This is a genomic window from Burkholderia cenocepacia, from assembly GCF_014211915.1.
In the GTDB taxonomy this organism is placed as follows: domain Bacteria; phylum Pseudomonadota; class Gammaproteobacteria; order Burkholderiales; family Burkholderiaceae; genus Burkholderia; species Burkholderia orbicola.
In genome coordinates this window covers 1,085,534-1,100,404 of record NZ_CP060039.1, presented here as the reverse complement: position 1 = coordinate 1,100,404, position 14,871 = coordinate 1,085,534, and the positions used below count along the sequence as shown (strand labels likewise).

14 protein-coding genes and 1 pseudogene are annotated in these 14,871 nt (G+C 65.4%); 9 read left to right on the top strand and 6 right to left on the bottom strand.

The features are described 5' to 3' along the window. Positions 1–2: 2 nt before the first annotated feature. The 9 genes from SY91_RS05180 to SY91_RS05140 all read left to right on the top strand — a co-directional run bounded on the left by SY91_RS05180 (position 3) and on the right by SY91_RS05140 (position 7,615). Positions 3–554: a TlpA family protein disulfide reductase gene (locus SY91_RS05180; protein ID WP_185642993.1), complete on the top strand. Its 552-nt coding sequence runs from the start codon at positions 3–5 to the stop codon at positions 552–554. 194 nt (positions 555–748) lie between these two features. Beyond that, positions 749–1,201 carry a type II 3-dehydroquinate dehydratase gene (gene aroQ, locus SY91_RS05175; RefSeq protein ID WP_006476970.1) on the top strand — a complete coding sequence of 151 codons (453 nt, stop codon included), beginning with the start codon at positions 749–751 and terminating at the stop codon, positions 1,199–1,201. 66 nt (positions 1,202–1,267) lie between these two features. Next, complete coding sequence (accB, locus tag SY91_RS05170) at positions 1,268–1,741, top strand: acetyl-CoA carboxylase biotin carboxyl carrier protein (protein WP_006476971.1); 474 nt, start codon at positions 1,268–1,270, stop codon at positions 1,739–1,741. 87 nt (positions 1,742–1,828) lie between these two features. Beyond that, positions 1,829–3,196 carry an acetyl-CoA carboxylase biotin carboxylase subunit gene (gene accC, locus SY91_RS05165; protein WP_011544530.1) on the top strand — a complete coding sequence of 456 codons (1,368 nt, stop codon included), beginning with the start codon at positions 1,829–1,831 and terminating at the stop codon, positions 3,194–3,196. 2 nt (positions 3,197–3,198) lie between these two features. Beyond that, positions 3,199–4,101 carry a 50S ribosomal protein L11 methyltransferase gene (prmA, locus tag SY91_RS05160; protein ID WP_012327874.1) on the top strand — a complete coding sequence of 301 codons (903 nt, stop codon included), beginning with the start codon at positions 3,199–3,201 and terminating at the stop codon, positions 4,099–4,101. Between the two features lie 45 nt (positions 4,102–4,146). Then, entirely contained in the window at positions 4,147–5,523 is a 1,377-nt protein-coding gene (locus tag SY91_RS05155) for a zinc-ribbon and DUF3426 domain-containing protein (RefSeq protein WP_023477513.1), read from the top strand. Positions 5,524–5,594: 71 nt separating this feature from the next. Next, the gene (tpx, locus tag SY91_RS05150) at positions 5,595–6,098 is read left to right on the top strand and encodes a thiol peroxidase (RefSeq protein WP_006476975.1); all 504 of its coding nucleotides are present in this window, start codon (positions 5,595–5,597) and stop codon (positions 6,096–6,098) included. Between the two features lie 85 nt (positions 6,099–6,183). Continuing rightward, complete coding sequence (locus SY91_RS05145) at positions 6,184–7,122, top strand: carbohydrate kinase family protein (RefSeq protein ID WP_006476976.1); 939 nt, start codon at positions 6,184–6,186, stop codon at positions 7,120–7,122. Positions 7,123–7,141: 19 nt separating this feature from the next. Beyond that, entirely contained in the window at positions 7,142–7,615 is a 474-nt protein-coding gene (locus SY91_RS05140) for a glycine zipper 2TM domain-containing protein (RefSeq protein ID WP_006476977.1), read from the top strand. Between the two features lie 227 nt (positions 7,616–7,842). On the opposite strand, the gene SY91_RS05135 is transcribed toward SY91_RS05140, so the two are convergent. The 6 genes and pseudogenes from SY91_RS05135 to SY91_RS05110 all read right to left on the bottom strand — a co-directional run bounded on the left by SY91_RS05135 (position 7,843) and on the right by SY91_RS05110 (position 14,863). Further along, positions 7,843–8,490, bottom strand: a complete 648-nt coding sequence (locus SY91_RS05135) for a histone H1-like DNA-binding protein (RefSeq protein WP_023477514.1) — start codon at positions 8,488–8,490, stop codon at positions 7,843–7,845. Positions 8,491–8,518: 28 nt separating this feature from the next. Further along, on the bottom strand, positions 8,519–8,845 hold the full coding sequence (locus tag SY91_RS05130; RefSeq protein ID WP_105798458.1) for a hypothetical protein: 327 nt from the start codon (positions 8,843–8,845) through the stop codon (positions 8,519–8,521). Positions 8,846–8,927: 82 nt separating this feature from the next. Then, positions 8,928–10,138: pseudogene (locus SY91_RS05125) on the bottom strand (ribonucleotide-diphosphate reductase subunit beta). Between the two features lie 365 nt (positions 10,139–10,503). Beyond that, positions 10,504–13,509, bottom strand: a complete 3,006-nt coding sequence (locus SY91_RS05120; protein WP_023477516.1) for a ribonucleoside-diphosphate reductase subunit alpha — start codon at positions 13,507–13,509, stop codon at positions 10,504–10,506. 452 nt (positions 13,510–13,961) lie between these two features. Further along, entirely contained in the window at positions 13,962–14,552 is a 591-nt protein-coding gene (gene ampD, locus SY91_RS05115) for a 1,6-anhydro-N-acetylmuramyl-L-alanine amidase AmpD (RefSeq protein WP_023477518.1), read from the bottom strand. Further along, on the bottom strand, positions 14,549–14,863 hold the full coding sequence (locus SY91_RS05110) for a PP0621 family protein (protein WP_006476980.1): 315 nt from the start codon (positions 14,861–14,863) through the stop codon (positions 14,549–14,551). Before SY91_RS05110 ends, ampD begins: the two co-directional genes overlap by 4 nt. Positions 14,864–14,871 lie beyond the last annotated feature (8 nt).

Below are 14,871 nucleotides of genomic sequence, written 5' to 3'. Positions count from 1 at the left end.
TTCTGATGATGAAACGCATGTTGGCGCTCGCGGTGGTCGCGGCCGCCGCCGTTGCCGGCGGGATCGCCGCCGGCCACTGGTTCCGCGGCACCACCGACGACGGCGTCGCCGTCGCCGCGCCGGCCGCCCACGGCAACCCGGTCGACCAGCTGTGGGCGTCGTCGCTCACCGGCATCGACGGCAAGCCGGCCACGCTCGCCGCCTTCAAGGGCCAGAAAGTCGTCGTCAATTTCTGGGCGTCGTGGTGCGGCCCGTGCGTCGAGGAGATGCCCGAGTTCGTCGCGCTGTCGCACCAGTACAAGCAGAAAGGCATCCGTTTCGTCGGGATCGGCGTCGATTCCGAGCAGAACGTGAAGAACTTCCTGCAGAAGGTGAAGGTCGACTATCCGGTCTTCATCAGCGGCTACGCAGGCGCCGATCTGGCCCGCAATTTCGGAAATACCGCCGGCGCGCTGCCGTTTACCGTCGTCATCGACGAAACCGGCAAGATTCGCGAGACAAAATTAGGACAAATCCAACCGGCCGAGCTGAAAAAGACGCTCGACGCGCTGTAATCTGTCCGAACGGCAGTCCGCGCGTTGGCGGCGATTTGCAGGTCGATCGCCGCAATTTCGCGTGAATTCGCCGATACTTTGCGCCTGCGCCGGTAATTCTTGCAGGTCCGCCGCGCTTGGCCGTTCGGCAAAACTAGACAAATTTCTCTAAATAGCGCTAAAGTTCGCGCAATTCCGCAGAAATAGAAGCGACCATGACACGATTGCTGGTGCTGCACGGCCCCAACCTGAACCTTCTCGGCACCCGGGAACCGGAGGTGTACGGCCGCGTCACGCTCGCGCAGATCGATCAGGCGCTTGCCGCGCGCGCCCGGGAAGCCGGCGCCGACCTGTCGTCGTTCCAGAGCAACCATGAAGGCGCGCTGGTCGACCGCATCCAGGCCGCGCGGGAGGAACAGACCGATTTCATCCTGATCAATCCGGCCGCGTATACGCATACGAGCGTTGCGATCCGGGACGCGATCGCCGGCGTTGGCATCCCGTTCGTCGAGGTTCACCTGTCGAACGTGCATCGCCGCGAAGCGTTCAGGCACCACTCCTACTTTTCCGACCAGGCCGAAGGCGTGATCTGCGGGCTCGGCTGGAAAGGTTATCTGTACGCGCTCGAGTACGCGCTGGACAAGCTGCAAGGCGCGTCGCGCGGCTGATTTCGCGATCTAGATTCAGCGCCGGCCCCTAACCGGCGCTTTCACGTATTGAAAGGGGAATTCCCGATGGATCTTCGTAAGCTGAAAACTCTGATCGACCTCGTTTCCGAATCCGGCATCTCCGAGCTGGAAGTGACGGAAGGCGAAGGCAAGGTGCGCATCGTCAAGAACGCGCCGCCGGTCTACGTGCAGCCGACGGCTGGGTATGCCCCGCAAGTCAGCGCGCCGGCGCCGTCGGCCGCGCTGCCGACCGACGGCGCCGCGGCACCGGCCGCCGGCGCCGCAGCCGCGCCGGCCGCTCCGCAGGGCCACGTCGTGACGTCGCCGATGGTCGGCACGTTCTACCGCGCGCCGTCGCCGGGCGCCGACCCGTTCGTGCAGGCCGGCGACACGGTCAAGGAAGGCCAGACGATCTGCATCATCGAAGCGATGAAGCTGCTCAACGAGATCGAGTCGGACAAGGCCGGCGTGATCAAGGAAATCCTCGTCGAGAACGGCCAGGCCGTCGAATACGGCCAGCCGCTTTTCGTGATCGGCTAAGCCCGCCGCGCGGCCCTGCCGGCCGCGCGCCGCCGAGATGCTCGCCAGGCGCCGTTCGCGCGCCCCTCGAAGAGACGAATACTCGCTATGTTTGAAAAAATCCTCATTGCCAACCGCGGTGAAATCGCGCTGCGCATCCAGCGCGCGTGCCGCGAACTCGGCGTCAAGACGGTGGTCGTCTACTCGGAAGCCGACAAGGAAGCCAAGTACGTGCGCCTCGCGGACGAAGCCGTCTGTATCGGCCCGGCCCCGTCGAACCTGAGCTACCTGAACATGCCGGCGCTGATCAGCGCCGCGGAAGTCACCGATGCCGAGGCGATCCACCCCGGCTACGGCTTCCTGTCCGAGAACGCCGATTTCGCGGAGCGCGTCGAGCAATCGGGCTTCACGTTCATCGGCCCGCGCCCGGAAACGATCCGCATGATGGGTGACAAGGTCACCGCGAAGCAGACGATGATCAAGACCGGCGTGCCGTGCGTGCCGGGCTCGGAAGGCGCGTTGCCGGACGATCCGAAGGAGATCGTCAAGATTGCGCGCACGATCGGCTATCCGGTCATCATCAAGGCGGCAGGTGGCGGCGGCGGGCGCGGGATGCGCGTCGTGCACACCGAGGCCGCGCTCGTCAACGCGGTCAACATGACCCGCGAGGAAGCCGGCCGTGCGTTCGGCAACCCGCAGGTGTACATGGAGAAGTTCCTCGAGAACCCGCGCCACATCGAAATCCAGGTGCTGTCGGACGCGTACAAGAACGCGATCTGGCTCGGCGAGCGCGACTGCTCGATGCAGCGCCGTCACCAGAAGGTGATCGAGGAAGCGCCGGCGCCCGGCATTCCGCGTCGCCTGATCGACCGCATCGGCGACCGCTGCGCGGACGCATGCAAGAAGATGGGCTACCTCGGCGCGGGCACGTTCGAATTCCTGTACGAAAACGGCGAGTTCTACTTCATCGAGATGAACACGCGCGTGCAGGTCGAGCACCCGGTATCGGAGCTGATCACGGGCGTCGACATCGTGCAGGAACAGATCCGCATCGCGGCCGGCGAAAAGCTCACGCTGCGCCAGCGCGACATCCAGTTCCGCGGACATGCGATCGAATGCCGGATCAACGCCGAAGATCCGTTCAAGTTCACGCCGTCGCCGGGCCGGATCACGTCGTGGCATACGCCGGGCGGCCCCGGCGTGCGCGTCGATTCGCATGCCTACAATGGTTATTTCGTGCCGCCGAACTATGATTCGATGATCGGCAAGCTGATCACCTACGGCGCGACGCGCGAGCAGGCGATCAGCCGGATGCGCATCGCGCTGTCGGAAATGGTCGTCGAAGGCATCCAGACCAACATCCCGCTGCACCGCGAGCTGATGATCGACGCGAAATTCGTCGAAGGCGGCACCAGCATCCACTACCTCGAAAACCGGCTCGCGCAGAAGCAGCAGGTCGCACCGGAAGAAGCGTAAGCATGAGTTATCGCGAACTCGTCGTCGAACTGGCCCGCGAGCATGCGGAGGCCCTGTCCGACGCGCTGCTCGATCTCGGCGCGCTGTCGGTGTCCGTCGAGGATGCCGACGCCGACACGCCCGACGAACAGCCGCTCTTCGGCGAGCCGGGCCTCGTGCCCGATCGCACCGCGTGGCAGCACTCGCGCGTGGTCGCGCTGCTGTCGGCCGACCATGAGCCCGCCGTGCTGCTCGCGGCGGCCGCGAACGAGATCGGCCTCGCCGAGACGCCGAAGTTCGTCGTGCGTGAAGTCGAGGAGCAGGACTGGGTGCGGCTCACGCAGTCGCAGTTCGAGCCGATCCCGATCGGCGAGCGGATCTGGGTCGTGCCGTCGTGGCACGATGCGCCCGATCCCGATGCGCTCGTCCTCGAGCTCGACCCCGGCCTCGCGTTCGGCACCGGCAGCCACCCCACGACCCGTCTGTGCATGGAATGGCTCGAGCAGTCGGTGAAGCCCGGCCAGTCGGTGCTCGACTACGGCTGCGGCTCGGGCATTCTCGCAATCCTCGCGAAGAAATGCGGGGCGAACCCCGTGATCGGCATCGACATCGATCCTCAGGCGGTCGAATCGGCGCGCCAGAACAGCGAACGCAACCGGGCGGAAGTCACGTACGGGCTGCCCGATGCGTGCCCGGAAGGCGAATTCGACATCGTCGTCGCGAACATCCTGTCGAATCCGCTGAAGCTGATGGCATCGATGCTCGCGTCGAAGGTCAAGCCGGGCGGGCGCATCGCGCTGTCGGGCGTGCTCGCTCGTCAGGCGGACGAAGTGGCGGCCGTTTATGCGCGCTACGTCGACATCTCGGTCTGGCGCGAACACGAAGGTTGGGTATGCCTTGCCGGAACCCGCCGCGAAAGCCATTAGAATAGCGCTGTCCTTCACTCTGGCCAGCAGGCCGCCCGGCTCGACATGCTTCTTGCGACGCGCTGCCCTCATTGCGAAACCGTCTTCCGGCTGCAGCAGGAACAGCTCTCGCTGCATCAGGGGCTCGTGCGCTGCGGGCATTGCCACGAAGTCTTCAACGCCGCCGAATCGCTCGTTCCCGAGTACGCGCAGCAGCCCGAACCGGCATTGACCGAACCGGCTGCCGCGCCGCACGTCGGCGACATGCGCCAGCAGGCCGCGCCGGCCCGGTTGTTCGCCACCGACACGCCGCCCGAATTGCCGACCGGCACCGATTACAAGCCGGAAGGCTGGGACATGTGGGCGCCGTGGCTCGACGCCGGCGTCGATCCGTCGCTGCAGCACAGCGTCGAGACCGTGCGCACCGAGCCGCTGATACCGCTCGCGCTCCCGTCCACGGAAGCCGGCGTCGTTCATCTGTCGGGTACGCCCGCGCCGTTCGCGACCTCTCCGGCCGAACTCGATTCATCGACGGCCGTCGAGCAACCGGCGGAACCGCATTCGCCGCAGGCGCAACACGCACCGCACGAAACCGAAGAAGCCGCGCCCTCGCCCGCGCCGGTCGAGCGCGACCCGCGCGAGCCTCGCTTCGTCGCCCACCTTCCGTCGGAAACCGAAACCGCCGCCGAACCGGCCGAACCCGTCGTCCCCGCGCACTTCGCCGCGCCGGACGACGAACGCGCGCCGCGCGAACCGCGCTTTGCGTTCACGCCCGCGCCGGCCGTCACCGAAGCCGAAACCGCATCGGAACCCGGCACCTTCGCCCGACACGACACGGCCCCGCCCGCAGTGGCAGCCCATGAACCGGTCGCCCAACCGGCCGTCCCATTCCCCGCCGCACTGTCCGACGACGATCGTCCGCACTTCGCCGTCACGCGCGAAACGCGCGCGCCGCAGCGACGCGGGATGCTCGGCGGCTTTTTCGGCGGTCTCGTCGCGGCCGCGCTGGTCGGATTGCTCGCCGCGCAACTGGCGTGGTGGCAGCGCGAAACGCTGATGATCTACTGGCCCGTCACGCAAGGCTGGTTCCGGCAGGCCTGCGCGCCGCTCGGCTGCACGGTCACGCCGCCGCGCGCGATCGACGGGCTGCGGCTCGACGCGACCGACCTGCGCCAGCTCGACGGCCCGCGCGAGCTCGAACTGAAGGTGCCGCTGACGAACCGCTACCGCGTCGCGCTCGCGTATCCGTCGGTCGAACTCACGCTGCTCGACGACACCAATCACGTCACCGTGCGCCGCGTGCTCGCGCCGCGCGATTACGTACGCCCGGGCACGCCGATCGACGCCGGGCTGCCGCCCGGCACGACGCAGACGATGGTGGTCCGCCTCGAAACGAACGGCACGCCCGCCTCGAATTTCCGCGTCCAGATCTTCTATCCGTGACGCGCCGCGGCGCGCATGCGCGCCCGTCTCAACCCGCGCGCCCGAGCGGCGCGCTATTTCGGAGCACGAACATGAGCAAAGTTACGCTGGGTGGCAACCCGATCGATCTCGCCGGCACGTTCCCGGCCGTCGGCGCGCAAGCCGCCGATTTCAAGCTGGTCGGCAAGGACCTCGCCGACCTGTCGCTCGCCAGCTTCGCCGGCAAGCGCAAGGTGCTGAACATCGTGCCGAGCCTCGACACGCCGACCTGCGCGACGTCGACCCGCAAGTTCAACGAAGCGGCGTCGTCGCTCGACAACACGGTGGTGATCGTCGTGTCCGCCGACCTGCCGTTCGCCGCCACGCGCTTCTGCACGACCGAAGGCCTCGCGAACGTCGTGACGGCATCGACGTTCCGCACCGGCCGCGCGTTCGCGAACGCGTACGGCGTCGACGTGACGAGCGGCCCGCTGAACGGCCTGACCGCACGCGCGGTGGTCGTGCTCGACGCGCAGGACAAGGTGATCCACGCGGAACTCGTCGGCGAAATCAAGGACGAGCCGAACTACGATGCAGCGCTCGCCGCGCTGAAGTAAGCTTTCTTCCGCTTTCCCCTGCCGCGCCGCGCCCTTCGCGCGGCGTTGTCGCGCAGGGCCCCTCATTTCTACAGGAACGCACACCTTGGCTACGCTGATTTGCGGCTCGATCGCCTACGACTCCATCATGACCTTCGAAGGGCGGTTCCGCGAGCACATCCTGCCCGACCAGGTGCACCTCATCAACCTGAGCTTCCTCGTGCCGACGATGCGCCGCGAATTCGGCGGCTGCGCGGGCAACATCGGGTACGCGCTGCATCTGCTCGGCGGCGACGCGCGCATCATGGGCACGATGGGCGCGCTGGATGCGCAGCCGTATCTCGACCGGCTCGACCAGCTCGGCCTGCGCCGCGACCACGTTCGCGTGCTGCCCGATACGTACACCGCGCAGGCGATGATCACGACCGATCTCGACAACAACCAGATCGCGGCGTTCCACCCGGGCGCGATGATGCAGTCGCACCTGAACCACGCAGGTGACGCACCGGACATCAAGCTCGCGATCGTCGGCCCGGACGGCTTCGACGGGATGGTGCAGCACGTGGAAGAGCTCGCCAAGGCCGGTGTGCCGTTCGTGTTCGATCCGGGCCAGGGTCTGCCGCTGTTCGACGGTGCGACGCTGCGCCGCAGCATTGAACTTGCGACCTACGTAGCGGTCAACGACTACGAGGCCAAGCTGGTGAGCGACAAGACGGGATGGTCCGAAGATGAAATCGCCAGCCGGGTCGACGCCCTCGTCATCACGCGTGGCGAGCACGGCGCGATCATCCGCCACAAGCAGGGCGCGGAGCAGATTCCGGTCGTGCCGGCCGAGCGTATCGCCGATCCGACCGGCTGCGGCGACGCCTTCCGGGGCGGCCTGCTGTACGGCATCGAGCATGGGCTCGACTGGGCAACCACCGGCCGCCTCGCGAGCCTGATGGGCTCGCTCAAGATCGCCCATCAAGGGCCCCAGACTTACGTACTGACGCGCGCCGAAATCGACGCACGCTTCGAGACTGCATTCGGTTACAGTCTCAAATGAATATTGTGGGAGAGCAAAGATGTTGACGAAAAAAACCCTCACGCTCGCGGCCATGCTGACGGCCACGCTGACCCTCGCCGGCTGCTTCACGGCACCCGGTTCGGCGGATGTCTATAGCGTCGGCCAGGCGCAGCGCGAACAGACGGTCCGCATGGGCACGGTCGAAAGCGTGCGTGCGGTGCGCATTCAGTCCGACGGCGGCGGCAGCGCGATCGGCACGCTCGGCGGCGGCGCACTCGGCGCGGTCGCGGGCAGCGCGATCGGCGGCGGCAAAGGCTCGATCCTGACGGCGATTGCCGGCGGCCTCGTCGGTGCGGTCGCGGGTAACGCGGTCGGCGAAAACCTCAGCACGGCGAACGGTGTCGAAATCACCGTGCGCCTCGACAACGGCGATCTGCGCTCGATCACGCAGGCAGCCAGCGGCGAAGCATTCCGCGCCGGCGAGCGGGTACGCCTGCTGTCGAGCGGCGGCGTCACGCGCGTCACGCACTAACCGATATCCTCAGCACGCGGCGCAAGCCGCGGTCGAACGCATGTGCGAAACCGCACATGCGTTTTTTTTCGTCCGCGCTCGCGTCGGCGAGCTGATCGGCGCCCCATCGACGACGCGTGCGGACGAAAAAAATCCCGCCACCTGAGCCAGATGGCGGGACTGATTGAGTAGCGCTACTCAACCCACGGACACCACGTGAGTGTCCGGGTGATGCTGCTCAGCCGCGATTACGGACGGCTGCCGGTCGGGAACGGCCATGCTGCTGCCGGGTTGAGCGCGGTCTTCACGCCCGATGCCGGCGCAACCGATGCGGTCGACGCGGTCGTTGCCGGCGCAGCCTTCTTCACGACGGTCTTCTTCGGAGCAGCAGCCTTCTTCGCCGGTGCGGCAGCCTTCTTCGCAGGGGCAGCCTTCTTGGCGGGCGCGGCCTTCTTCGCAGCAGCCTTCTTCGCAGGCGCGGCCTTCTTCGCAGCAGCCTTCTTCGCAGGCGCAGCCTTCTTGGCAGCAGCCTTCTTCGCCGGTGCGGCCTTCTTCGCAGCAACCTTCTTCACTGCGACTTTCTTGGCTGCAACCTTCTTCGCGGCGGCCTTCTTAGCCGGTGCTGCCTTCTTTGCAGCAACCTTCTTCACCGCGACTTTCTTCGCTGCGACCTTCTTGGCTGCAACCTTCTTCGTTGCGACCTTCTTGGCTGCGACCTTCTTTGCAGCGGCCTTCTTCGCCGGTGCTGCCTTCTTCGCGGCAACCTTCTTCACCGCGACCTTCTTCGCAGCAACCTTCTTCACCGCGGCCTTCTTCGCCGGAGCGGCAGCCTTCTTCGCAACGGTCTTCTTGGCAGCAACCTTCTTAGCAGCCGGTTTCTTCTTGGCAGTAGCCATGTTGTTCTCCTTCAGGTTCAGATGAGAGTCAGTTCAAACTACACCCTTCGTCAAAACCCGCTTCCCACGGACGCTGTTCAGGACGTGCGCTTCGAAGCGGGCTATTCATCGGCGTACGCAGATACCGCGCGCTTACGCTAATGAATACGGTATGGCGCGCGTGACCACTCGGCCTCGCGCGCCAAATCAAGTCGGTAGCCGGCGCACCTCGCGCCGCTACCCCTAATCGCTTGATCAAGCGGACCACCACACGGCCGTCCGCTTTTTCCGGAGGGAAGTTTGCCCATCCCACTGAAGGGTTCGCAAAGTGCCTGTCGTATCGTTGGGCCGTTAAGGCACCGGGCATGCTTTGCATCAGGCGTTCTTGCTCCTAAACCTTGGGCCGGGGCCGAGAGGCCACCGGCTGCTCCATCATGTAACGGGTTCGCTGCTGCGGGTTATTCCCAGGACAGCGCGCCCCCGTCTGATACTCGATCACACGCGTCTCGAAGAAGTTGCGTTCCTTCTTCAGGTCGATCATCTCGCTCATCCACGGGAACGGGTTTTCCTCGTTCGGGAACAGCGGATCGAGGCCGATCTGCTGGCAACGGCGGTTGCTGATGAAGCGCAGATAGCTCTTGAACATCGACGCGTTCAAACCCAGCACGCCGCGCGGCATCGTGTCCTCGGCGTAGCGGTATTCGAGTTCGACAGCCTGCTTGAACAGCTCGCGGATCTCGGCGCGGAATTCGGCGGTCCAGAGATGCGGATTCTCGAGCTTGATCTGGTTGATCAGGTCGATGCCGAAGTTGCAGTGCATCGACTCGTCGCGCAGGATGTACTGATACTGCTCTGCAGCACCCGTCATCTTGTTCTGGCGGCCGAGTGCGAGGATCTGCGTAAACCCGACATAGAAGAACAGGCCTTCCATGATGCAGGCGAACACGATCAGCGACTTCAGCAGCTTCTGATCCGCTTCGAGCGTGCCGGTCTTGAAGGCCGGGTCCGTCAGCGTATGAATGAACGGGATCAGGAATTCGTCCTTCGCGCGGATCGACGTGACCTCGTGGTACGCGTTGAAGATCTCGCCTTCGTCGAGACCGAGCGATTCGACGATGTATTGGTACGCGTGCGTGTGGATCGCTTCCTCGAACGCCTGGCGCAGCAGGAACTGCCGGCACTCGGGCGCCGTGATGTGGCGGTACGTGCCGAGCACGATGTTGTTCGCCGCGAGCGAATCGGCCGTCACGAAGAAACCGAGGTTGCGCTTCACGATGCGGCGCTCGTCCTCGGTCAGACCGTTCGGGTCCTTCCACAGTGCGATGTCGCGGGACATGTTGATTTCCTGCGGCATCCAGTGGTTCGCGCAACCGGCCAGATACTTTTCCCACGCCCACTTGTACTTGAACGGCACCAGCTGATTGACGTCAGTCTGGCCGTTGATGATGCGCTTGTCGGCGACATTGACCCGCGCTTCCGTACCGCCGGCGGGAACAGCCGATGCTTGCGGCGGCACCGCGAGATCGCCTTCGAAAATGTCACGGACCTGATGGGCGGCAGGCGTTGCGGCCTGCATTCCGACAGCCATCCCGGCGGAGGTGCGCATCGCGTTTTGCTGCGCTCCGCTCGCGGGGGTTACGGCAGTCTTCTCGTCATCCCAGTTGAGCATAAATTCTCACCATCAATTTAGAACGGTTTGTACCATCTTTTCCTGAGCGATAAAAGGGTTCGCTCACGAAAAATCCTTTTTTCGATTCGCGTTGCGACCTCGATACAACACTTTGAGCAACGCATCGTCGTTCATGCAGCGCGCGATGTGAGTCGCGCTTGTATCGCGAGGTGCGCTCGACGCATCGAACGCTGATCGAAACGCGACGTCGTCGGGGATGTTTCGATCGCTTGTCATTGCCTGCAACGCAGGTGTCGCGTTACAGATTCCTTATCATTTTTTTAGTTGAGAGCGGCGCACACTTCAACCTCGATCGGTCGTCGTGTGCGCCGCCCAGGCCTGCTTCTCAGGTCAGGCGCACTGCGTTACTGGCACGCTTCGCACTCGTCGAAGCCGGGGTCGCCCGGACGCATCGTGCACACCGGGCCGTCTGCTTCGACCGGCGCGAGCGCCGCTGCAGCGTTGACCGCGCCCGACGACGCAGCGCCGCCTGCCGCACCGAAGCCGCCCGCTGCGCCTTGCGCGCCGCCGCTGCTCGAGCCGCCGCTGCCTGCACCGCCCGTCGGCACTGCGTTCAGCGCGCCGTGTGCGACCGTCGACTTCTCGACGTGCGTCGCCGCCATCGTGCGGAGGTAGTAGGTCGTCTTCAGGCCGCGCAGCCATGCGAGCTTGTACACCTCGTCGAGCTTCTTGCCCGATGCGCCGCCCATGTAGATGTTCAGCGACTGCGCCTGGTCGATCCACTTCTGGCGACGCGATGCCGCTTCGACCAGCCACGTCGGGTCGACCTCGAACGCGGTCGCGTAGATCGCGCGCAGGTCGGCCGGGATGCGGTCGATGCGCGACAGCATGCCGTCGAAGTACTTCAGGTCGGCGACCATCACTTCGTCCCACAGGCCGCGTTCCTTCAGGTCGCGGACGAGGTACTCGTTCACCACCGTGAATTCGCCCGACAGGTTCGACTTCACGTACAGGTTCTGGAAGGTCGGCTCGATACAGGCCGACACGCCGATGATGTTCGAGATCGTCGCCGTCGGCGCGATCGCGACGCAGTTCGAGTTGCGCATGCCGTGCGTGGCGATCCGCGCACGCAGCGCCGTCCAGTCGAGCGATTCCGACGTGTCGACCTCGACGTAGCCGCCGCGCGCTTCGGCCAGCAGCTTCAGCGTGTCCTGCGGGAGGATGCCGCGATCCCACAGCGAGCCGCGGTAGCTCGAGTAGCGGCCGCGTTCTTCGGCCAGCTCGGTCGACGCGTGGTACGCGTAGTAGCAGACGGCTTCCATCGAACGATCGGCGAACTCGACCGCCGCTTCCGACGCGTACGGCGTACGCAGCAGGTGCAGGCAGTCCTGGAAGCCCATGATGCCCATCCCGACCGGGCGGTGCTTCAGGTTCGAGTTACGCGCCTTCGGCACCGCGTAGTAGTTGATGTCGATCACGTTGTCGAGCATGCGCATCGCGACGCTGATCGTGCGCTTCAGCTTGTCGTGGTCGAGCGCGTAGCTGCCGTCGGCCTGCTTCACCAGGTGGGCGACGAGGTTCACCGAGCCGAGGTTGCACACCGCGATTTCGGTGTCGCTCGTGTTCAGCGTGATTTCCGTGCACAGGTTCGACGAGTGGACGACGCCGACGTGCTGCTGCGGCGAGCGCACGTTGCACGGATCCTTGAACGTGATCCACGGGTGGCCCGTCTCGAACAGCATGCCGAGCATCTTGCGCCACAGCTGCGCCGCCGGGATCTTCTTGAACAGCTTGATCTCGCCGCGCGCGACCTTGTCTTCGTAAGCCGTGTAAGCCTTCTCGAAATCGGCGCCGAACTTGTCGTGCAGGTCCGGGCAGGTCGACGGCGAGAACAGCGTCCAGTCGCCGCCTTCCATCACGCGCTTCATGAACAGGTCGGGAATCCAGTTCGCCGTGTTCATGTCGTGCGTACGGCGACGGTCGTCACCGGTGTTCTTGCGCAGCTCCAGGAACTCCTCGATGTCGAGGTGCCACGATTCGAGGTACGCGCAGACCGCGCCCTTGCGCTTGCCGCCCTGGTTCACCGCGACGGCCGTGTCGTTCACGACCTTCAGGAACGGGACCACGCCTTGCGACTTGCCGTTCGTGCCCTTGATATGCGAGCCGAGGGCGCGCACGCGCGTCCAGTCGTTGCCGAGGCCGCCGGCGAACTTCGACAGCAGCGCGTTTTCCTTCAGCGCTTCATAGATGCCGTCGAGATCGTCCGCGACCGTCGTCAGGTAGCACGACGACAGCTGCGAGCGGTGCGTGCCCGAGTTGAACAGCGTCGGCGTCGAGCTCATGAAGTCGAAGCTCGACAGCACGTTGTAGAACTCGATCGCGCGCGTTTCGCGGTCGATCTCGTTCAGCGACAGGCCCATCGCGACGCGCATGAAGAAGGCCTGCGGCATTTCGATGCGGGTGCCTTCGACGTGCAGGAAGTAGCGGTCGTACAGCGTCTGCAGGCCGAGGTAGCCGAACTGCAGGTCGCGGTTCGCGTCGAGCGCTTCGCCGAGGCGCTTCAGGTCGAACTGCAGCAGCTTGTCGTCGAGCAGGCCGGCGTCGACGCCGCGCTTCAGGAACTGCGGGAAGTATTCGGCGTAGCGGGTCGACATCTCGGCCTGCACGACTTCCTCGCCGAGGATCTCGCGACGGATCGTGTGCAGCAGGATGCGGGCCGTGACCTGGCTGTACGCCGGGTCCTTTTCGATCATCGTGCGCGCAGCGAGGATCGCCGAGTCGTAGACCTGGCTCATCGGCACGCCGTCGTACAGGTTCTTCACCGTCTCCGCGACGATCGGGTCAGGGTTAACCGCAGCGCCCAGGCCGTCGCATGCCGACACGATCAGCGCACGCAGCGCGTTCTGGTCGAGCGGGCGCGTGACGCCGTTGTCGACCACGTTGATGCCGGTGGCCGACTCGCCGCCCGCTGTCGCCGCTTCCTCGCCCGCATGCTGGCGCTCGAGGTGACGCTTCTCGCGATACAGCACGTACGCACGCGCGACGTTGTGCTCGCCGCCGCGCATCAGCGCGAGTTCGACCTGATCCTGGATGTCTTCGATATGGAACGTACCGCCGTTCGGGCGGCTGCGCACGAGCGCGCGAACGACGTTGTGCGTCAGTTGCTCGACCTGCTCGCGTACGCGCGCCGATGCCGCACCCTGCCCGCCATTGACGGCCAGGAAAGCCTTGGTCACCGCGATCGCGATCTTCGAAGGTTCGAACGACACCACGCTGCCGTTGCGGCGGATCACCTTGTAGTCGGCGAACGTGGCCTGCGGCGCGAGCGCCTTCGCGCCCTGTTCGGTCCCGCCGAGCGGACGGCTCGAGGCGCTCTCGTACTGGGACGTCGCGTTGTCGGTGGTTTGCATGTGCAAAGCTCCTGGTGTTGGATGGTGCGGAGAGAACCGCGGATTAAAACGAACGCTGCGCAATGCGGTGCGCGAGCGGTAAGAGGCGAGCGATGCGCCGGGGAAGCCGGTTCGGTCGATGCGCGACAACCCAGCCGGTCGTGTGCTTCGTCATGTATACCCTGCCCCGTCGATGTTCGCTGCGCTGATCGCGACGCCCGGACCGCCCGGCCTGACGCGCCGCCCTGAGAACCCTGTCCGCCGGCGTTGCCCGCCGGCCGGTGCCGCTCGGGTTTTCCCCTGCGACACACACTATATCTAGTACAGAACTACTCAACTGGCACCAAGTATAGTGGACATTCGGAGGACGTCCAAACGGATAATTTGCGATAGAGGTCTTGACATCGCTCACGCGCAGACACGGCAAGGCATTGATCGGAGAAAAAACTTTCTCCGATCAAAAAACCCCGCGATCAGTGCTGACGGAAAGGAAAGTATTCGGCGGAAAAACCGGCATCGCTCGCGAAGCGTTGCCAATCGAAATGCGGGCCCGGGTCGGTCTTGCGGCCCGGCGCGACGTCCGAGTGCCCCGCGAACGCGTCGACCGGGTAGCGCGCGGCGAGCGCGCGGGAGAGCGCGGCGAGCACCGCGTATTGGGCATCGTCGAACGGCACGTCGTCCGCGCCCTCGAGCTCGATGCCGATCGAGAAGTCGTTGCAGCGCGTGCGGCCGAAGAACTCGGACGAGCCTGCATGCCATGCGCGCTCGTCGCACGACACGAACTGCACGAGCTCGCCGCCGCGGCGGATCAGGAAATGGGCGGACACGCGCACGCCGCGCAGGTGGCTCTGGTAATAGGGGTGCGCATCGCAGTCGAGGCGATTCAGGAACAGCGCCTCGATCGCGTCGCCACCGAATTCGCCGGGCGGCAGGCTGATGTTGTGAACGACCACGAGCGTCGGCACCGCCCCCGCGGGCCGCGCCTCGAAGTTCGGCGACGGCGCATGGCGCGCTTCGCGCACCCAGCCGTTCGCGTCGACCGACAACACGGCCGCGTCGCTCATCGTGCGTCGCGACCGTTCACGCGCGCGGCATGGCGCCGCGCATGCTCGGCGCTGCAGAAGTATTCGCCGCTCGCGGCAATCGCGTCGCCCTTCGGCGCATGCACGCCGCATTCGGCGCAGCGCACCATCGGCTCGGGCAGCGACCGCGCGTCGCCGTTCGGGCGCGCGGCACCCGCGCCGGCGCCGGGCGCCTCGTCGTAACCGGCGCCGCGGCCGGTGCGCGCCTGCGCCTGTTCCTGCGCGTGACGCAGCTTGCGCGCGAGCCACGAACCCGCGAAGAAGAGAAGGATCAGGAGAAGAATCTGTCGCATCGGAAACC